Origin of the sequence: Paenibacillus macerans, assembly GCF_050565405.1 — a bacterium.
Lineage (GTDB): Bacteria > Bacillota > Bacilli > Paenibacillales > Paenibacillaceae > Fontibacillus > Fontibacillus macerans_B.
On sequence record NZ_JBNYYG010000040.1, the window covers coordinates 17,404 to 36,456 of the forward strand.

Annotated in this window: 16 protein-coding genes; 6 read left to right on the top strand and 10 right to left on the bottom strand. The window is 54.1% G+C overall.

The features are described 5' to 3' along the window. Positions 1–81 precede the first annotated feature (81 nt). Genes ACQ4N8_RS19900 through ACQ4N8_RS19920 form a run of 5 tightly spaced genes read left to right on the top strand, consistent with a single transcriptional unit; the run spans position 82 to position 5,361 of the window. On the top strand, positions 82–1,194 hold the full coding sequence (locus ACQ4N8_RS19900; protein WP_430706094.1) for a YheC/YheD family protein: 1,113 nt from the start codon (positions 82–84) through the stop codon (positions 1,192–1,194). Positions 1,195–1,217: 23 nt separating this feature from the next. After that, the gene (locus tag ACQ4N8_RS19905) at positions 1,218–2,594 is read left to right on the top strand and encodes a YheC/YheD family protein (protein WP_430706095.1); all 1,377 of its coding nucleotides are present in this window, start codon (positions 1,218–1,220) and stop codon (positions 2,592–2,594) included. Next, the gene (locus tag ACQ4N8_RS19910) at positions 2,591–3,715 is read left to right on the top strand and encodes a YheC/YheD family protein (RefSeq protein WP_430706096.1); all 1,125 of its coding nucleotides are present in this window, start codon (positions 2,591–2,593) and stop codon (positions 3,713–3,715) included. Before ACQ4N8_RS19905 ends, ACQ4N8_RS19910 begins: the two co-directional genes overlap by 4 nt. Positions 3,716–3,740: 25 nt before the next feature. Next, positions 3,741–4,295: an N-acetyltransferase family protein gene (locus ACQ4N8_RS19915; protein WP_430706097.1), complete on the top strand. Its 555-nt coding sequence runs from the start codon at positions 3,741–3,743 to the stop codon at positions 4,293–4,295. Next, complete coding sequence (locus ACQ4N8_RS19920) at positions 4,252–5,361, top strand: YheC/YheD family protein (RefSeq protein WP_430706098.1); 1,110 nt, start codon at positions 4,252–4,254, stop codon at positions 5,359–5,361. Before ACQ4N8_RS19915 ends, ACQ4N8_RS19920 begins: the two co-directional genes overlap by 44 nt. Positions 5,362–5,448: 87 nt before the next feature. Here the strand turns inward: ACQ4N8_RS19920 and ACQ4N8_RS19925 are convergent, their stop codons facing one another. From ACQ4N8_RS19925 to ACQ4N8_RS19965, 9 genes are all read right to left on the bottom strand, one after another. Beyond that, positions 5,449–6,144: an HAD family hydrolase gene (locus ACQ4N8_RS19925; RefSeq protein WP_430706099.1), complete on the bottom strand. Its 696-nt coding sequence runs from the start codon at positions 6,142–6,144 to the stop codon at positions 5,449–5,451. A gap of 73 nt (positions 6,145–6,217) precedes the next feature. Continuing rightward, entirely contained in the window at positions 6,218–7,315 is a 1,098-nt protein-coding gene (locus tag ACQ4N8_RS19930) for a GerAB/ArcD/ProY family transporter (protein ID WP_430706100.1), read from the bottom strand. A gap of 18 nt (positions 7,316–7,333) precedes the next feature. After that, positions 7,334–7,543: a hypothetical protein gene (locus tag ACQ4N8_RS19935; protein ID WP_430706101.1), complete on the bottom strand. Its 210-nt coding sequence runs from the start codon at positions 7,541–7,543 to the stop codon at positions 7,334–7,336. Beyond that, a complete protein-coding gene (locus ACQ4N8_RS19940; protein ID WP_430706102.1) occupies positions 7,540–8,706 on the bottom strand; it encodes a Ger(x)C family spore germination protein in 1,167 nt (388 codons plus the stop codon). Before ACQ4N8_RS19940 ends, ACQ4N8_RS19935 begins: the two co-directional genes overlap by 4 nt. A gap of 13 nt (positions 8,707–8,719) precedes the next feature. Further along, entirely contained in the window at positions 8,720–10,150 is a 1,431-nt protein-coding gene (locus tag ACQ4N8_RS19945; RefSeq protein WP_430706116.1) for a spore germination protein, read from the bottom strand. Positions 10,151–10,348: 198 nt separating this feature from the next. Beyond that, positions 10,349–12,052, bottom strand: a complete 1,704-nt coding sequence (locus ACQ4N8_RS19950; RefSeq protein WP_430706103.1) for a cellulase family glycosylhydrolase — start codon at positions 12,050–12,052, stop codon at positions 10,349–10,351. Positions 12,053–12,148: 96 nt separating this feature from the next. Continuing rightward, positions 12,149–13,234, bottom strand: a complete 1,086-nt coding sequence (locus ACQ4N8_RS19955; protein ID WP_430706104.1) for a GIY-YIG nuclease family protein — start codon at positions 13,232–13,234, stop codon at positions 12,149–12,151. A 115-nt stretch (positions 13,235–13,349) separates the two neighbouring features. Next, on the bottom strand, positions 13,350–13,895 hold the full coding sequence (gene yfcE, locus ACQ4N8_RS19960; RefSeq protein ID WP_430706105.1) for a phosphodiesterase: 546 nt from the start codon (positions 13,893–13,895) through the stop codon (positions 13,350–13,352). Positions 13,896–14,171: 276 nt separating this feature from the next. Next, positions 14,172–15,251 carry an FAD:protein FMN transferase gene (locus ACQ4N8_RS19965; RefSeq protein ID WP_430706106.1) on the bottom strand — a complete coding sequence of 360 codons (1,080 nt, stop codon included), beginning with the start codon at positions 15,249–15,251 and terminating at the stop codon, positions 14,172–14,174. A gap of 354 nt (positions 15,252–15,605) precedes the next feature. Between ACQ4N8_RS19965 and hcp the strand changes: the two genes are divergently transcribed. Further along, positions 15,606–17,294: a hydroxylamine reductase gene (hcp, locus tag ACQ4N8_RS19970; protein ID WP_430706107.1), complete on the top strand. Its 1,689-nt coding sequence runs from the start codon at positions 15,606–15,608 to the stop codon at positions 17,292–17,294. A gap of 115 nt (positions 17,295–17,409) precedes the next feature. Here hcp and cls read toward each other — a convergent pair whose 3' ends face one another. Continuing rightward, positions 17,410–18,825, bottom strand: a complete 1,416-nt coding sequence (gene cls / locus ACQ4N8_RS19975) for a cardiolipin synthase (RefSeq protein ID WP_430706108.1) — start codon at positions 18,823–18,825, stop codon at positions 17,410–17,412. Between the last annotated feature and the right edge of the window lie 228 nt (positions 18,826–19,053).

The window sequence follows — 19,053 nt, forward strand, 5'->3', positions numbered from 1 at the left end:
GATAAAGCCTAATCCCCCCATGACCTGCTTCGTGATCGAAAGATGACTTTTTGAACTACCTCTTCTAAGGAGGAAGCAACCATGAATAAAGCTCCCCAAGGCGCCGTCGGCATCCTGGTCGCCGAAAGCGAAGGCCCTTTCCCTTTCGCCGAGGCCGCTTTCTGCCGCAAGCTTTGCCGTATCGGAGAAAGGCAGGGACTTTGCGTTTACGTCTTCTGCCTTACCTGGATTACCGCAGGGAACGGCAGCGGCATCCCGGCCTACGCCTATGAGCACGGAACCTGGGTCCGCAAATGGTTCCCCAGGCCGGACATCATCTACGACCGTTGCTTTACCCATGACCGCAAGCAGCAACTGCGCAAACAGCGCCTGCTTTCCCGGTTGGCCGAGGAGCATCCCTTCATCTACTTAACCCGTGGGCTCGCCGGCAAATGGGCCGTCTACCAGGCGCTAAGCCAATGCCCGGAAGTCGTCCCGTTCCTGCCGGAGACCGCGTTGTACGAAGGGCCCGCCCACTTGGCCGAATGGCTCCAGACCCATCAAGGCGAAGCTTTCCTGAAACCGCGCAACGGTACGCACGGGAAAAGAACGCTGCACGTCAAGCTGCACCGTCCGGGGGACGAGGTGCGGATCATGGGGCGAAGCTGCCGTAACGCGGTGTTTCGCCGCCGGTTTTCATCCCGGAAGGCGGGCCTCGAATGGATCGACCGGTTTGCCGGAGCCAGACCCTTCCTGATCCAGCCCTATCTGCAGCTAACCAGCGCGGAGGGCGAGCCTTTTGATGTCAGAGTCCTCATGCAGAAAAACGCAAAAGGCGAATGGAGCTTAACGGGAATGGCCGTCCGGGCAGGCCAAAAGCATTCGCTCACCTCCAATTTGCACGGGGGCGGAACCGCCCACAAAGCATTGCCTTTCCTGATTCGGGAGCTCGGGGAAGCCGGCGGCAGAGCCGCTGTCGCAGCGATCCGCAAACTGTCACTCTTGATTCCGGCGCATCTGGAGACCCGTTTCGGCCGGCTGGCGGAGCTAGGCCTTGATTTCGGAGTCGACCTCCATGGCCATGTGTGGGTGCTGGAGGTTAATTCCAAACCGGGGCGCGCCTCGTTTTTTCGGATCGGCGACCCGGAAAGCGCCAAAAAATCGCTTGAAAATCCGATCTCATACGCCCGCTATTTGCTGCTGAGCAAACCCTGAAAACTTTTAGGAGGATAAAATTCATGAGTTTGACTTTTTGCAACGTCCATTTCACGCAGGCCCCCGAGCGGGTCGTCTACGTGTCAGGGGCTCTAATGAAAAACCTGAAGCTGTCGGGGAAGAAGTCGGTTCATCTCAGATTAGGCGGAGAACGGGTTCCCGCCACCATCAAACGCATCAATAAAGCGGGAAAACATCTTTACCTCGCCAGCGGCGTACGCAGGGGCATCAAAATCCCCAAGCCGGGCAGCGTGTTCCTGCGCAGCCTGCAAGAAGGGGAAGTCCAGCTCGGGCCGCTCATCGGCGTCCTGTCCGACGGTCCTACCTCTTCGCCGACGAACCCGTTTGGTTCGCGCACCGGCTTCATCAAGCAGCTCCTACGCCAAGGCAGCCGGCAATCCTATATTTTCGCGTTTACTCCGCGGGACATCCATTGGGAAGACGAGACGGTAAACGGTTGGTTTCTGAATGAAGCCGGACGTTTCATCCGGAAGCGGGTGCCGCTTCCCGACGTCGTCTACAACCGGCTGCCCAGCCGCCGGGCCGAAACCACGACTCCCATCAATCAGCTGCGCGAAAGATTCGTCCGCCGAAGAATCCCTTTTTTCAACTGGAGCTTCTTCAATAAGTCGGACATCTACCGCCTTCTGGAAAAAGACGTCACCGTGGGCCGCTACGTCCCCGAGTCGGTCATGAGTCCAACCCCCGAGCAAATCAAGGAGATGCTCGAGCGGCACTCGCTGGTTTATTACAAACCAAACGGAGGCAGTCTCGGCAATGGGATATACCGCCTCTCCTATATCCCGAAAAGCGGTTATTACGCCCGCTATCGGAAGAACGGCCGCAACGCCCTGCTGCGTTTCTCCTCCTTCGGTAGCCTGATGCGCACGCTGCAGGCCAGGCACGGACGGTCGCTGCGGGGATACGTCGCCCAGCAAGGAATTCGCTTGATCGAAATCGACGGCTGCCCGATCGATTTCCGGTTCCATATGCACAAAAACGGCAAGAACCAATGGGTGGTCGTAGGGATCGGCGCCAAAAAGGCCGGCAAGGGCAGCGTCACCACCCATTTGAAAAACGGCGGTTCCCTCCTGACGCCCGAGCAGGCGCTGGGTCGCACTTTCGGCGCGCGGTCCGACGAGGTTCTGCGCCATGCCAAGAGCATCGCGGTGACGCTGGCGGAAGCGATCGAAACCCATCAGCAGCATCTGATCGGCGAAATCGGGTTCGACATCGGGATCGACCGCGAGGAGCAAATCTGGATGTTCGAAGCCAATGCCAAACCGGGTCGTTCGATCTTCAAGCACCCCTCGCTCCGCGCCGAAGGCAAGGCGTCGGTGGACCACATCCTTGAACACTGCCTTTATTTAAGCAAATTCCGGAGGAGGGATGGCTCATGAGCACTCCGCTCCTGGGCGAGAAAAAACCAATCGTCGCCGTACTGACGGTTGATGACGAAATCAAGCAGTTCCGGGGGAACCGCGCCAACTTCAGGGACCTTGTGAAAACGGGGCAGGAACTTGATTACCCCATTTACATCGTCACCGCCAGGGATCTGAAGCTCAGTGCCAAAAAAGTTCAGGGATATGTGTTCCATGCGGAGGATAAAACATGGAAAAAACACTGGTTCCCGCTTCCCGACGTCATCTATAACCGCATCCCGCTGCGCGAGGACGAACGAAAACCGGAGGTGCGCCGTAAAATCGAAGAGGTCATCCAGCACGAGTCGATCCATCTGTTCAATCCCTTTTTCTTCAACAAACGCCGCCTGTTCGAATGGCTGAGAAAAAACCGGGCGACCAAAACGCTTGTGCCCGACACGAAAAAAATGCTCGGGCCCAAGACGTTGTCCGCGATGCTGCAGAAATACGGCAGTCTGTATTTGAAGCCGGAAAGCGGCAAAGCCGGTAAAGGCATCATGCTGCTGCGGCTGAACGAAAACGAAATCAAGCCGTATCGGTTGACGATCCAAGGCAAAAAAAACAAAAACATCATTTACAAAACTCCCAGCCTTCCGGCCCTCTGGAAAAGAATCAAGGCGGAAGCCGGCGGGACGCCGTACATTATGCAGGAGAGCATTACGCTCACTTCGTTCCGCAACCGGCATTTCGACATGCGCGTGCTGGTGCAAAAAACGGGCAAAGGCATTTGGACGGTCACCGGGATCGGGGCCCGGCTCGCCGGACCGAAGCGGATCACGACCCATGTGCCCCAGGGAGGCAGCATCGAGGACCCCGAGAAATTGCTGGTCTCGGCGTTCGGTGCCGACATGACCTCTTTCCTGCTCAGCCGGATCAAATCGAGCTCGCTGCTGATCGCCAAGCAGATCGAGAAGGAAGCCGGATTTCCGCTCGGGGAAATGTCCATGGACCTCGGGATCGATACCGACGGAAGATTATGGTTTTTTGAAGCCAATGCCAAACCGATGAAATTCGATGAGCCGCATATCCGCAAAAAATCGCTTGAGCGGATTTTTCAATATAGCCAGTATTTATCCCGGCAGCCGAAAATCAAGGCTTAGGATTAAGAAGAAGGAGGAGGACGCGATGGAGATCAGAGCCGCTCAACCGGGCGACGAAGGCGCCTGGGAAAGGCAGCACGGCGAAGCGTTGGCGTTTGCGCAGAAATATGGGGCGGGCCGCATCTCGCCCGCCGCCTTCCGGGCTTTGCTTAAGCTGTCGCCGCGGGACCTCAGCCAGCCCGGCAGCTCGCTCCTCCTTGCCAGGATTCATGCGGAAGACGGCGAGAGGCTCGCCGCGGTTTGCTGCGTCACCGATTACGGCCGCGGGCTGTGCCTCGTGGTCGTACATCCGCTGTACCGCGGACGGGGTCTCGGCTCAAGGCTGCTGTCGGAGCAGTTGGCCTTGCTCGGGCGGCTGTCCTGCCGGGTAGCCTTGGGCCATGTCTCCAGCCTGCAGATGTGTTTTCGCGCCGGCCTGTACGCCAGCGGGCTGATCCATGCTCCAGGCGGGAAACCCGTCCTCCTGCTGGAGAAAAGCCTCGCCTCCCCGGAATCCGAGGAATCCGCCGCCCATTTCAGCAAAGAAGGTGATTTGTTTGCCACACCCCGTCCTGGGCATCTTGACTTTATATCTCAATGACAAGAAGCAGCTTGAGGAACGGCATATTTATCAAAAAATGATCACGGAGGGGCAAAAGATCGGCCTGGACGTCTTCGTGTTCACGCCGATGGACGTATCCGATAAGAAAAATTTGATTTATGCGCTCGTTTACGACCCTCAGCATAGGAAATGGTACCGCAAGTGGCGTAATTTTCCGAACCTGATCTTCGACCGCTGCCGGATTCAGCGCAGCAAACGTTTCGAGCAGCTCCTGCGTTTCAGGGCCCGGTACGGCCATCTCGCGTTTCTCAATCGGCCGCTGCGCAATAAATGGACGATTTACCAAACCCTATCCCACAAAGCGCGCTTCCGGGCCAATTTGCCGGAAACCGTGCTGTTCCAGAACAGCGGCGACGCGTTCAGACTGCTGAAGAAGCATTCGACCATTTACGTCAAGCCGATCAACGGAACGGGAGGACGCGGCATCCTCCGGGTCGAACGCCTGGATGGCGACATGTTCCTGATCCAGGGCCGTCGGCAAAACCGCAGCATCGTCGCTCCCCGGAAAATCCATAAGTCCCGGCTGGGCGCCTTTCTGCTCGGCTGGAAAGGAAGCGGCCGTTTTATCGCCCAACAGGGCATTCAGATCAAGCTTCCCAGCGGCCGGGTTCACGATTACCGGATGCTCGTGCAAAAGAACGGCCAAGGCAAGTGGGAGATGACCGGCTGCGCCGGCCGGGTCGGGCCCCCGCGCAGCGTCACCTCCAATCTGCATGGCGGCGGGCATGCGGTGGCGATGAATACGCTGCTGAAGCAGTGGATTCCCGGCGAGGAACGGCGGCAGGACGTCCGCAAAGCCGCCGAGAGGCTTAGCCTGGAGGTGGCCGCTTATCTGGAGGAAACTTTTGGCGCGTTATGCGAGCTGGCGCTCGATCTGGCGATCAACCGGCACGGCCACATCTATTTGCTCGAAGTAAACCCGAAGCCGGCGCGCGAGGTGTTCAACCAGTCCGGCGATGCGGAAGCTTATCGCATGGCCATCGTCAAGCCGCTGGAATATGCCTTGTGGATGCACAAGCAGAAAGCCGCTTCCACCTCCAATTAGGAGGGGAGCGGCTTTCTGGTTATTGTAGGAACGTGATACCCTCTGTCGTAACCGTCACCGGGTGATTGTCCCTATATTTTTGTCAGTCTACGCTTCATCGGCTTCGCCATAGAGCTGAAGCAGCTCATCAAAGGTATGGATCAGCACGTCGGACCCGGCCAGCTCGCCGCCGTCGCCGAATCCGGCATAGGCGCAGCCGATCACCGTCAGCCCGTTTTTCTTGCCGGCCTCGACGTCGGAGGATCGGTCGCCGACCATCCATGCGCGGGAGACGCCGTGTTTGTCCAGCAGCAGCTTGACCAAATCGACCTTGGTCGCCGTTTGATGTTCGCCTGCGCTGAAGATCCCTTCGAACAGCGGGAAAATCCGGTGCGTGCCGGCTACGCCTTTGACGTAATGCTCCAGCCCGTTGCTGGCCACAAACAGCCGCACGCCGCGCCGCTTCAGCGCCTCCAGCGTTTCCGGCACCTGCGGGTACAGTTCGGTGGCCGTTTGCTCCAGCCCTTCCAGCTCAAACTTCAGCAGCAGTTCGTCCGCGCGGCGGTGCACCGCTTCGCTCTGGTTCGGAATCACCCTTTTCCATATTTCCGGCAACAGCATGCCCAGGCAACCCAAGATCAATTCTTCCGGCGGCGTCTTCCCGGAGTACAGCCCTTCTTCCCGCAGCCGGTCGAATACCTTATGAAAAACCGGGATCAGCAGCGTCTCCGTCTTAAACAAGGTACCGTCCATGTCGAAAATCATTGCTTCCGGCCGTGCAAGCTTTGTTTCCTTAATCTCCATCTCCACATTCCTTCCGTCTCTGATTTATAGCCCCATGATATGCCAAACCGGCGGCTTTTGTAAACCGGGTGCCCTATCCCGACTTCGCCTTGCGGGCCCGCCGGACCTTGATTTCCGCGAACAGCAGCAAAATCACGGGAAAGATGACCTGGAACGGAAAAGCATAATATGAGTAGATTTCCATGGCAAAATACTCCATTTCCATAACATTGCCGTAAAGGATGCGGGCCAAATAGGTAACCAGCAGCCCGGTCTGGATGACGACGCTGCGGTAACTGTTCAGACCGAACAGCTTTGCGATGCCTTTGCTCGCCGCAAGCAGGCACACGCTAATTTTCATGAACGCGCAAATGACGAATACGATGGCCACCGTGCCTTCGATTCTTTGGATGAAATCCCCGACATTGATTCGGCCTACGGCCACATAAGACGGAAAATAAACGTTGCTCATCGTGTACACGCCCAGCACGAATACATTGCGGAAGGAGATAAACAGCACCAGGCCACCGCCTATCAAAAGACCAGGAATAAAAACATTGACGAGCAACTTCTGGCTCTTTATGCAGGAGAAGATGGCCGTAAACAAAATGATTTCGGCAAAGGGAAAGGAAAATGTGGAGAAGGCCCCCTCCCAGACCGGTCCCCAGCCCTTATCCAAGATGGGCAGAAGGTTGTCGAATTCCATCCTCCCGATCGTAAGTAAGAGCACCATCAAAATCGTAACCAGGCAAACGTTAAACAGCAAACGCGCGCTCCTTCCCATCGTTTCGATGCCGGACAGGACGACGCCGACGCTGAGCGCGCTAACGAACAGCATCGGTACGAGCATCGGCGTTTCCGGCATCGCCTCGGCATCCATGAATTCCCCGAAGTTTCTGAGCACCAAAGCCGCTAAGTGAATGGCATACCAAACGTACAGCAAGATAAACACTTTTCCGAGCAACTTCCCAAACACATTCTGAAATATATCGTATAGGTTTTGTCCGGGATAAAGAGCCAGCAGCCTCGCCGAGATCAGAACAACCGGAAAGGACATGCCGATGGCGATCAGAATCGCGATCCAGGCATCGTTTTTGGCTTGTCCCGCCGTTCCCAGGATCATCGTGCTGCCCATAATGAACAAGATCAGGATATTCCTGGCCTCGCCGCGGGTAATCAATTCCTTGTTCAACCGAAACCACCTCCGGCGTTATTGTCTGAACAACAGGCCAACCCATTGTTCGATCGGCCGCGACGGACTTGGCAGCTTTACGCCGCTCGCCAGCAGCAGGGCTACCGCGAAAGACAACAGGCACATGGCGCAACTTACGTAGAAATCCTTCTTATAGCCGTTTTTATAGGTCTGGACCTGATCAAACAGCACGACGAGGGCATAAGCGATGACCGTAAATAGTATCACAAATCCTCTTCCTCCATTTTGATCGGCTTTCGGGTCGACGCCGTATTTTTGATCTTGACCTTGGCCTGGACGGTAACCTTTAATCGGGAGAACTTCTCGTCCCAATTCGGTTCAAGGGACTTCCAAATGTTCGGCATCTTCTTATGGATCCGATTGCCGAAACCGAAAATATCCTGCTTATACCGCTTCTGCGCAATCTCGATCACGTTCTCCATTTCTTTCACCATCATCTCCTCGGCCATCTTCTCAATCTCCGCCCGGCCTTTGGACGTATAATAGTCGACGTTCTCCTGCACCTCGTCCACCGCCGTAACCGTACGCGTCTTCACCCTGATTTCGACCTCCCCGTCCACGAGCACCGGCTCAATTTTGGTTTCGTTCTTGAAGATCTCCAGGGAAATGCCCGGCGCCCGGTCGTAGCCGCCCAAAGGCAGGATGCCTCCCTTGATCTCGTCCCGAAGAAACAGGACGTATTTCGTCTTGTTATAATCCATCGTCCCCAACATTTTATCCAAGTCGAAAACGGCCAAACCGCTGATCGAAGCCGTCTTTTTCCCGTCCTCGTCCGAAAGGTAAATCATCGGCAGCACGCTGCTGATGCCCGCGGTATTAATCGTATCCGCAAAATCGAAAATTTCCATTACGGGCGAAGCGGATACGCTCTTCTCGTTTTTCAGCATTTCATCGATCCGGTAGGACAGCGGTTCGTTTAAATTCTCGCCGGTGCGCAAAACTTCCTTTGCCGTCTTTTCCCCGGAGACCAGAATGTGAATGTCGGCCCGCGTTTCCGAATCCCTCACGTACCAGTCGATGACTTTCGCCGCCCCGCTTCGGGCGATTTCTTCACTTAAAATAATCGATTTGGCGTGAGCCCAATACATCCGCATTCCGGACTCTGTGATCATCCTGCGCACGATTTCGAACATCGTATGTCCGGACAGGCTAACCAACTGGGAGCCCGTATGCATCGAGTCTTCCCCCCCCTTACTATCGACCACTTCGACGGTCAGCATGATCTCGTTATCTTTTTCCCCTTTGTCGATCGCGATTCCGGCCACGGTCGACACTTTGTCGACTTCCCGGTAATTCCAACAACCGGTCAACGAAAAAATCAAAAGGCAACCCATGATCCATGCGAAAAACAACTTCACCCATGATTTCATAGCTTCCCTCCGCTCATCTCATGACTTTACGAATCCGCTGCTTGGCCTGGGAAACGGGAGCTCTGAGCTTAGGCTGCCACCAGGGAGCTCGAATGACGGTATCCCTTATGTCCGTTTCCTTAAAGGAACCTACCGTGAGCATATAGGATACCCCGAAGCTTTGCAGGCTCATCAGATGAATGACCAAGGCGATCATCCCGAACAAGTAACCGTAAAGCCCCATAAACGAAGACAATACCAACAAGGCGAACCGCGACGAAATCGAGGCTGCTTTCATCTTGATGTTCAACAGCGTCGTAATCCCGGTAAAGCCGACGACGATCACCATCGGAGCGCTTACGACTCGGGCGTCCACCGCGGCTTGCCCCAGCACCAAAGCGCCGACAATGCTTACGGCTTGGCCGATCGAGGTCGGGATTCGGGTTCCCGCCTCCCGCAAGATTTCGAAGACGATCAGCATCACGAAGCATTCCGCAACGGTCGGCAAGGGAACGGATTGCCTGGCTGATGCAATGCTGAGCAGCAAGGGAGTCGGCATCATCTCCTGATTATAGGTGACGAGGGATATATAGATGGCCGGAATGCTGATCGCCAGAAACTCGCCGAGAAAGCGCATCGACCGGTTAAACGACGCAAAGAAGTAATTGCTGTAGTAGTCCTCGCTGACCTGAAAATACTCCACGAAAAGATAAGGGACCGTGAGGGCAAAAGGGCTTCCGTCAACCAGAACCGCGATCCTTCCCTCAAGGATTTTCCCTGCTACCGTATCCGGGCGTTCCGTATTGCCGACCGTTTCGAAGGGGGACAGCGGGGCGTCCCTGATCATTTCCTGCAACTGCCCGGAGTCGAGTACGGCATTGATATTTAGCTTTTCAAGACGTTTGATCAGCTCGTCCAAAATTTTGGTGGAAGCGGCCCCTTCCACATAACAAAGGCAAACCGTCGTATTGGTAGTTGCTCCGAGCTCCATAAACCTGAATTTCAAATCCGGACTCTTCACTCGCCGCCGGATGAGCGTCAAATTGATCACCAGCGATTCGGTGAAGCCTTCCCTTGGCCCCAGCATCGCTTTTTCCGATCCCGGTTCCGATACGACTCGAGTCTGCCAGCCCTGCGTACCGATAATCATGGCCTCGGCGTTCCCTTCCAGCAGCAGTATCGTGTTTCCGTACAGCAGGGCGTTGAGAATTTCGTCCATATCGTCAGACAGTCGGAGCTCGCTGGCATCGATAATCCAATCCATTAGAAGCTGCATAAAGGGAATGTCTTTGTTTTCCTCGGAGGATTGGTAACCTAATACAGGCTTGATAATGTTATTGCTTAGCGTATCGTTGCTCACCATGCCTTCGATGTGGATCAAGCAGCCGGAGATGCTTTTCGTAGTAGGGTGTTGAAATTTACGGATTTTCATGGTGGTATCCCCGGCAAAGATCCGCTTGAACATCGCTATGTTTGGCTCTATCGAATCTTGAAGTCGCTCATCGTTCAGCAAAGTACCTCTCCTCTCAGCTAATAATATGCGGTTTTGTTATTCCCCAAACGATCAGAAAATATCAACAATACTGGATATGGTAACCAATGCAAAAAAACGCACGCCTGGGGGAAGTGAAAATTCCCATGGCGTGCGTTTCCGTAGCATCCGTTACTGATTAATCAACCAAAAAGCTTCCCATGCACCGCCTACGCTGTCGCGATTGGCGACCAGCCCCGCCCCGTTATCCAAATCCACGGTGACGTATTTGTTGTTGGCGAGCGCGAACAACGCGATCGTCCCGTCGTCCAGCTGCTCCTTCCGGAATTTCTCCCACTGCTGAATGCTTTCGCCGCGGGCGACCAGCTTGCCTCCTACATTCACATCGGCGGTTACATACTTGCCGTTGATTTTCGATTTGAGCGAAATCGTATTGTCGCTGTTGTTGATGATTTCAAACAGCTCCCAATCCTGGACGATGTCCCGGTTTGCAACCAACGGATCGCTGCCGGCGTTTTCCGCGCTGACGATCTTCTGGTTGGCTTGCGAGATCAAATAAGCGTACCCGGTCGGCGTTGGAGGCGGGTTAGTCCCTGTCGTATATTTCTTCACCAAATTTTGCAGCGTGGTGTTCGGTCTGAAGTTTTCGGTGTTGAACTTGCTCCATTTCGCGGCAATGGTAGCCGGGCTGTCGCTCGCGATGTTCGGAACCGGGTTCGGGTTATTGTTGAAATACCCCCAGTTTCCGTAATTCGAGCTGACCTTGTACGTCCAGTTCGTCCAGGAGATGTTGGAGGCGTTCATGCCGGCCAAAAACTTCTCCCATAAATCGGTAAAGTCGAACAAGCAAAACTCCCCGACATACATCGGCACGTTCCAGTTGCGTTGATGATCGCGAAGCCCTTGCAGCGCTCCGTTCACCAGATTGTTCTGGGCATTCCAATCCGACGCCTCGCTGCCGGCCATGGCGTAATAATGCATTTCGTACACCACGTTCGTCCAGCCGAAAACGTCCGGATCGTACAACTGGCTCCAGCTCCAGGCCGCTTCGATAAAGATCGCATGGTCCGGATCGATGGCGCGGATCGCTTTGTACAACCGGTCGTAAAAAGCGTTCAGCTGTTCCTTGCTCACCCGGTCCGGTTCGTTCAGCAAATCGTAGCCTGCCACCGTCGGATTGCCTTTATAGTGCTGGGCAATGCCCTCCCATAGCTTCACGGTGCGGTCCTGGTAGACTTGGTTTTTCCATAATTGCGGATCCGAGTTTGCTTCCCCGGAATTATCGAACGTATTTTGGGCGCCGAACGTGCCGTGCAGATCGAGCAGCACGTAAATCCCCCGGTTGCCCGCTTCTTCTACGAGCCAATCCAGCTTGCTCCATGGATCTTGCTTCCAGTTGCCGTACTTGTCCATCAGCTCCAAGTACAATATCGGCACGCGTACCATGTTCATGCCCATATTTTTGATATTGTCCAAATCCCGGGTCGTCAGCCAAGCGTCCTGATACGTTTTGATCAAGCTTTCCGCCGTTGCGGCGCCGTGCAGTCCGGTCAGCGTCTCGCGCAGCGTCCATTCGTCCTTGACCCCGAGCGGCGACATCCAGCCTTCTTGAAGCAGCCAGCCGCCCAGGTTCGTTCCCCGCAAATTGACGATATTGCCGGTCCCGTAGTTATCCCTTAGCACCGTCCCGTTGGCTTTCAAAAACCCGCCGGATTCGATTCGGGAAACGCCCATGCCTTGATCTCCTTCCGCCGCCTTGGCCTGCGGCGCAAACATCGAGCCGCTTAACGTCGAAACCGAAATGATAAAGCATAAAAACAAAGTGCGGAGCATTATCCTGATGTCTTGCGCAGTACCGGTACTTTTCCTTCTCATCACAAATCCTCCTTTGGTTTCGGTTTGGTTTATATTTCCATAACTAGAATATACTATTTATGTAAGCGCTGTCAATAAGAGAGTTTTTTAATGGATTTAGCAAAATATAACTTTCAGCTCATGCTCCACTCGAGCATAGTCGGCCGCCGTAATCCATTCCTCCGGAATCAGGACATGCCTGCAGGAACTGCTTTGCACATAACGGTAAATGATCTGGGCTTCGTCGATTTCTTCGCGGGTAAGCTTGTCCTGCAGCGGAGACCTTCGCCGGGTGAAGCAGGACAACGCTTGTTCGACGAGCACGGCGCGAATGGCTTTGTTCCCATAAGCCGAAAGCCCGACTTTTTCGCTAAAAAGAACGCGGTTCCGCCGCACCAGAAACAGCTTGGCCTCGGTTTCGCTCAGGGGCTCCAGAATGGCGATGTTTCGGCTTTGCACGGTGAATCCGACGATTTGCTCCTGATGCAAGAGTAAGTCGATGGATCTCAGCGCGTCCCTGCACCTGGCCGCCCCTTCAAAATCGTACCGTTCAGCCGCCTCCCGCATGGACTCCGCCAACTCTTCATACAAGCTTGGATCGCTGCCGTCAAGCACCGCGATGAACCGGCCGACGCGTTCGTTGTTGATCCGCACGGCTTCGCCGCCCAGGCACGTCCCGAGGCATAAACCGAGCGAATGGTTCAAGCATGGCGCACGTCCGGCGGAAGCCGGCTTGCTGCAGGCAATCTTCAGGTATTCCCGTATGCCCTGAACCGCTTGCTCCACGGTGTTCCGTTTGGCGGTAAACGGACCGAAGCAGGCCAAATTCGGCTCGTTCTCCGGCTCTCCCGTCACTTCCATTCGCCAGCTCCCCTGCTTGTCCCGGATCGCAAGATATACATAACCGAGCGGGCTTTTCATTTGTTTGTTGTAAACCGGCTTGAGCTCATGAATGAGCCGGCATTCCAGCATAAAAGCTTCGAATTCGGTGTCGGTCAGCCGGATCTCCAAATCCTTGACGTTATGCACAAGTCTTTCCACTTTCGCGGAGCGGGCCCGGGACTCGTGAAAATAGGATCGGACCCGTTGCTTGAGATTTTTCGACTTGCCGACGTAGATAACGCCTCCCGCCGCATCCTTCATCAAATAAACGCCCGGTGAAGCGGGAAGCTCCCGGAGCTTGTTTTGTATCACAACGTTCATTTTTAGAGACCACCCTTTTGAGTTTGTACATGGACTATTATAGCGCCCTCCGTTCCTTCGGGGCACAAAAAAAGAGCGGCCAACAGGCCGTTCTTCAGGTTCGGGTCATGATCGGTCAAGATATAGCGATCCGCTTGACGATGCCTCCGTCAAAATCCTTGACGGCAAACTCCCCGTCGTGCAAGATGCCGTAGGAGTTCGGATAATTCTCCTTCGGTAAGGCTATCGACCCCGGATTCAGCACGAACACCCCGTTTTTGTGGTCGGCCACCGGGATATGCGTGTGCCCCTGAATGAATACGTCTTTGTCCGTCAACGGCGGCAGCTGGTCGATGTTAAACCCGTGCCCATGCGTCGCGTAAATCCGCCGTCCCTCGGCGAAAATCATCGCATAATCGGCCATCATCGGAAATTCCAGCAGCATTTGGTCCACCTCGGCGTCGCAGTTTCCGCGGACGGCCACGATGCACTGCTTATGCCGGTTCAGCGTCTCCGCCACCCGCTTCGGATCATAACCTTCCGGCAGCGGATTTCTCGGCCCGTGGTACAAGAAATCGCCCAACATGACGATTTGGTCCGGCCGTTCTTCCTCCGCCTTGGCGATCGCCCGGTCTAGCCACGCGCCCGATCCATGAATATCGGATATAAACATGAGTTTCATCGTTTGCCATCTCCTTTTCCTTTTCCTTTTCCATCACCCGCTAAGGCGAGAATCATCCAGTATAATAATTATAACGTGGAACTTGTAAATTCACCGAAAGCTCGTATTGACCGCTTTGCTCACGAATGAGCGGAGCCCAATGAACGTTTCTAAACCAAATAAGGACTTTTTATCCCCTTATTCCCTTCGTGCAGGCTTGGGGAGAGTCTCCCGACAAAAGAATGAGGAAGATATCTTAACAAAAAAGACGCTCAATCGCTTGAACGTCCGCCCCTTCTACTCAACCAACGAGTATTGCTCGCTCGAAATGCGGAAAGCATCCTTTAATCCCGAGGTCACATAGATTTTGTCGTCCTTCGTGATAAACATCGCTTCCGTTTCGTCGTCAAGCTCCTCAATGTACTTCAAACCTTCGTCAAGGCCCATGACGTAAACAAAAGTCGACAATGCGTCGGCATCCGTGGCGTTGTCGGCGAGGATGGTCACGCTTTTCAGGTCGTTTTGCGCCGGCGCACCGGTTCGCGGATCCAGAATATGATGGTACATCACGCCGTCCTCGATGAAATAGCGCTCATAAATCCCCGAGGTGTCGATGACCTGATCGTTCAGGCGAATCGTGCCGACGGTGATGCCGCGCGAGCTGTCGGGGTCCTGCAGGCCGACGTTCCAGCTGTCGCCGTTCGGCTTGCTGCCGACGACGATGATGCTGCTGCCGCCCACGTCGACCAAAGCGCTTTTCACGCCTTCATTGCGTAAATAGGCCGCCACTTCATCCGCGGCATACCCTTTCCCTATCCCGCCCAGATCCAGAATCATGCCCGGACGCTTGAGATATACGGTCTGTTTGGATTCATCCACGACCACGTCCTTATATCCGACCAGGTCCAATTCGCGCTGCAAATCGTCCGGAGCCGGAACATGAGCCCCCTCGTTCCCGATGTTCCACAGATCGACCAAGCCGCCGACCGTCGGATCGAACAGCCCGTCCGTCGATTCGGCGTAATCGAGCGACCGTTTGACGACGGCCATCGTGTCCTTCGACACCTCGACCGGCTGTTTCCCCGCCTCCTGGTTAACCTTGTACAACTGGCTTGTTTCCAGCGTCCGGCTTAACTCCACGTCCAACGTCTTCAGCATCGCGTCGATATGGTCCAAATGCGCTTCGGCCTTGTCATCGTCGTACAATTTGATGTTAACTACCGTATCGAAAATATAATATTGTCTCGAAGCCGGGTCCGTAGCGGATGTTTCCGCCTTGTTGCCCGCATTGCCTCCGCAGCCGGACAACATGCCCGCGATCATGGCCGCGAGGCCGCAGGTCACGGCCAGCTTCCGCATACTCTGTGTAAATTGCATCGTTTCACCTCATTTGAAATTCCACGCTTTAGTGGTCAACAAAACGTATTGTATCTCCCTCCCCCCCTAATAGTCCAGTATGTAAATCACCACGTTGACTCCAAGGCTTACCCCGCGTGCGATTGCCCGGGATGTCTCCGCGCTGCGCCAATTGTTTTTATTTTTTGTGGAAAAAAATGTGATTGCAATCACTCTGCCGTTATAAAACCGGCGGTATGCTTCTGGCATAATCGGAGGCGCAACGGCTTTACTGGCTAGTTATACCGTCCGACCGTTCTCAATCGCATCTATGTGAAATTAATTACATAAGGTCAGCCGCCTCCCTTATCAATTCAAATCAAGGAGGTTATCCCAATGAATCAAAGCCATTCAAATGCCGACAAGCATCAGAGTCCATCCATGTTTTGTTACCAATGCCAAGAGGCTTCGGGCGGAACGGGCTGCACGATCGCGGGCGTCTGCGGAAAGTCGGAGGATGTGGCCAATCTGCAGGATTTGCTTATCTATCTCCTCAAAGGCATGGCATTCCTCGCGTTGGATGCCGAACTGCCGGAACCAATACAGCGGCAGCTAAACGCTTTCACGATGAACTCCTTGTTTGCGACGATTACGAATGCCAATTTTGACCGCAGCGTCTTCGTCGGCAGCATCCGTACAGCCCTAGGCCTGCGCGACGTCGTGCGAGGTGCCTGGGACGAACGACATGCGGGCGGTGCGCCTGCGCTGCCCGATGCCGCAGTCTGGCAGGCCGAGGACGAATCCTCGTTTGAAGCCAAAGCGAAGCAGGTTGGCGTCCTCTCCACCGCCGATGAGGACATCCGTTCCTTGCGCGAACTGTTGACCTACGGACTCAAGGGGATGGCCGCCTATTCGTATCATGCTTTTCAATTGGGCCATGCCAATGCGGAAATCGACTTATTTATGCGTCGGGCGCTGGCAGCAACTATAGACGACTCCTTGACTGCAAACGAACTCGTCGCCTTGGTTTTAGAGGCGGGCAAGTTTGGCGTGGACGCCATGTCCCTGCTGGATCGGGCCAATACTAGCGCTTACGGTCATCCGGAAGTGACCCAAGTAAATATCGGCGTACGGAATCGCCCAGGCATTTTAATCAGCGGCCATGATTTGAAGGATTTGGAGGAACTGCTGCAGCAAACCGAGGGAAGCGGGGTAGACGTTTATACCCACAGCGAAATGCTGCCGGCCCATTATTATCCGGCTTTTAATAAATACGACCACTTCGTCGGAAATTACGGCAACGCCTGGTGGGAGCAAACAAGGGAGTTCGAATCCTTCAACGGCCCGATTCTGATGACCACCAACTGCATTGTCCCGCCGAAGTCAAGCTACGCGGACCGCATTTATACGACCGGCAACACCGGATATCCCGGCGTACAGCATATTCCTGATGCCCCGCACGGCCAATCTAAAGACTTTTCGGAAATCATCGCCCACGCCAAACGCTGCTTGCCACCAACCGGGCTGGAAAGCGGCGTGATCGTGGGCGGATTTGCCCATCATGCGGTAACCGGCCTGGCGGATCAGATCGCCCGAGCGGTCCAGACAGGGGCGATCAAAAGATTCTTCGTGATGGCCGGCTGCGACGGGCGAATGAAATCGCGCGACTACTACGCGGAGTTTGCCCGGGAATTGCCCCGCGATACGGTGATCCTGACCGCGGGCTGCGCCAAATACAAATACAACAAGCTGGAACTGGGCGACATCGGCGGGATTCCGCGCGTCCTGGACGCCGGTCAATGCAACGACTCTTATTCGCTGGCCGTCATCGCGCTAAAACTGAAAAACTTGTTTGGTCTGGATGATATCAACGATTTGCCGATTTCGTACAATATCGCCTGGTATGAGCAAAAGGCCGTTATCGTCCTGTTGGCTCTGTTATATCTCGGCGTCAAAAATATCCATCTCGGACCCACGTTGCCGGCCTTCCTGTCGCCGAACGTAACCAAAGTCCTGGTCGATCAATTCGGCATCGGGGGCATTACGAGCGTGGAAGAGGATATGCGCATGTTCCTCGGCGCCTGAGCCTTGTTCAAGTTTCAGTCGATACGTAGGCTCCGATATTTATCCTTTTCCGATATCTAAAAAAAGGCCCGCAAGCGGCGGCTTTTACGGCTAAATGCACCTGGCTTGCGGGTCTCTAAAACAAAGGCGACAACAGGCGGGCGAACACTTCCTTGTACTTTTGAAGCTGCGGGCGTTTTTCATATTGCCCTAGCTTGATCTCCTTGCTTACGTTCAAATCGCTGTAAAAATCGCGCAGTAAACGGTCAACGGTCTTCCTATTGTAAAAAAAAGCATCAAGTTCGAATTGTCCGCAAAAACTGCGAAAATCCATATTGGCGGATCCGGAAAACGCCAGGTCGTCGGCAATCGTCACTTTAGCGTGGATAAACCCTTTTTCGTACAAAAAAAAGCGAACCCCGGTTTGCAGCAATTCCTGCACATAAGACAACGAAGCCCAGTAAACGACTTTGGAATCGGGAACCGCAGGCAGGACGACGCGAACATCGACTCCGCTGAGAGCTGCCGTTTTCAAAGCCGACATAACGCTAGCCTCCGGCACGAAATATGGCGATTCGATATAGATCCTTCTCCTGGCGGAAACGAAGCAGGAAAAAATGAGCTCCTGCAACGGATCGTCCGGACCGCTTTTGACGATTTGAACCCTTTCGTTCCCTTTGCTGTCCTGAAGCGGATAGTAGTCCGGACCGGCCACCAATTCCCCTTTCACGAAATGCCAATCGGTCAGAAACGTATATTGAATCCACAACACCGCATCGCCTTCGATGCGGAAAAACGTGTCCCGCCAATAGCCGATTTTCGGATTTCTTCCCAGGTATTCGTCCCCAATGTTCAAACCGCCGAAATACGCGATTTCCCCGTCAACGACGACGATTTTTCGGTGGTTTCGGTAATTGAGGCACTGCTTGTAAAAGGAGCTGAGCGGAGGGGAAAAGCATCCGGTTTCCACGCCGGCCTCATGCAATCGTCTCATATAAGATTTGCCTAACTTATGATAGCAGCCGATTCCGTCATAGATCAGCCGCACCTTTACCCCTTCCTCTGCCTTGCGGGTCAATAATTGCCGAAATCGGGAACCGAGGTGATCATCGCGGATAATATAAAATTCGATATGAACATGATGCTTGGCCAAAGCGATGGCCTGAAGCATGTCTTCAAACGCCTCTTCGCCTTCCGCGTACACGGTTGTTTTATTGCCATAGGTTACGGGAAGCGAAGCCGCATGTTTTAGTTTCGAATGAATTCCCTCGGGTAAAGCCGCCGGGGTACCCCGTTCCTCCTCGCGTTTGTGTCGGCAGCGGCCGGACAGCTGTTTTTCGATTTGCTCCAGCGCCGTGTGATCTGCCCGACTTGCGGAACGTTTGAGGGAGTATTCTTTTCCTATAAAACAATAGAGCAGAAAACCGAACAAAGGAACCATAAGCACGATGACAATCCATGCGATCGCTTTATATGGACGCGAATATTCCAGGAGAATAACCGCGATGATTTGGATAACCAATAGTGAAATAGCTAAAATGATCCAAAGCAATGGTTAGTCTCACCCCCAAGGTAAAGCGTATCTCAGGTCTTTATTAATTATTCATTTCAAGTCATATATCCCGCTGAAGGATTGTTTAAAGGATTGGAAGTACTAACAAGTGACGGTATTACGAGTGGAAGAAACTCTGCTTGCGTTCTCGCATTGTAAAAATAAGATCATATGTTCGTAAAAATGGTTTACTCGGCTTCTTTTTGGTGTATAATAAATAAAGTTGTC

Excerpts from the sequence above, each read along its gene's own strand:
- ACQ4N8_RS19905 (WP_430706095.1), top strand. The coding sequence starts at position 1,218 with ATGAGTTTGACTTTTTGCAACGTCCATTTCACGCAGGCCCCCGAGCGG.
- ACQ4N8_RS19910 (WP_430706096.1), top strand. The coding sequence starts at position 2,591 with ATGAGCACTCCGCTCCTGGGCGAGAAAAAACCAATCGTCGCCGTACTG.
- ACQ4N8_RS19915 (WP_430706097.1), top strand. The coding sequence starts at position 3,741 with ATGGAGATCAGAGCCGCTCAACCGGGCGACGAAGGCGCCTGGGAAAGG.
- hcp (WP_430706107.1), top strand. The coding sequence starts at position 15,606 with ATGAATCAAAGCCATTCAAATGCCGACAAGCATCAGAGTCCATCCATG.
- ACQ4N8_RS19945 (WP_430706116.1), bottom strand. The coding sequence starts at position 10,150 with ATGTTCAAGCGGATCTTTGCCGGGGATACCACCATGAAAATCCGTAAA.
- ACQ4N8_RS19965 (WP_430706106.1), bottom strand. The coding sequence starts at position 15,251 with ATGCAATTTACACAGAGTATGCGGAAGCTGGCCGTGACCTGCGGCCTC.
- ACQ4N8_RS19900 (WP_430706094.1), top strand. The coding sequence starts at position 82 with ATGAATAAAGCTCCCCAAGGCGCCGTCGGCATCCTGGTCGCCGAAAGC.
- ACQ4N8_RS19950 (WP_430706103.1), bottom strand. The coding sequence starts at position 12,052 with ATGAGAAGGAAAAGTACCGGTACTGCGCAAGACATCAGGATAATGCTC.
- ACQ4N8_RS19955 (WP_430706104.1), bottom strand. The coding sequence starts at position 13,234 with ATGAACGTTGTGATACAAAACAAGCTCCGGGAGCTTCCCGCTTCACCG.
- ACQ4N8_RS19925 (WP_430706099.1), bottom strand. The coding sequence starts at position 6,144 with ATGGAGATTAAGGAAACAAAGCTTGCACGGCCGGAAGCAATGATTTTC.
- yfcE (WP_430706105.1), bottom strand. The coding sequence starts at position 13,895 with ATGAAACTCATGTTTATATCCGATATTCATGGATCGGGCGCGTGGCTA.
- ACQ4N8_RS19940 (WP_430706102.1), bottom strand. The coding sequence starts at position 8,706 with ATGAAATCATGGGTGAAGTTGTTTTTCGCATGGATCATGGGTTGCCTT.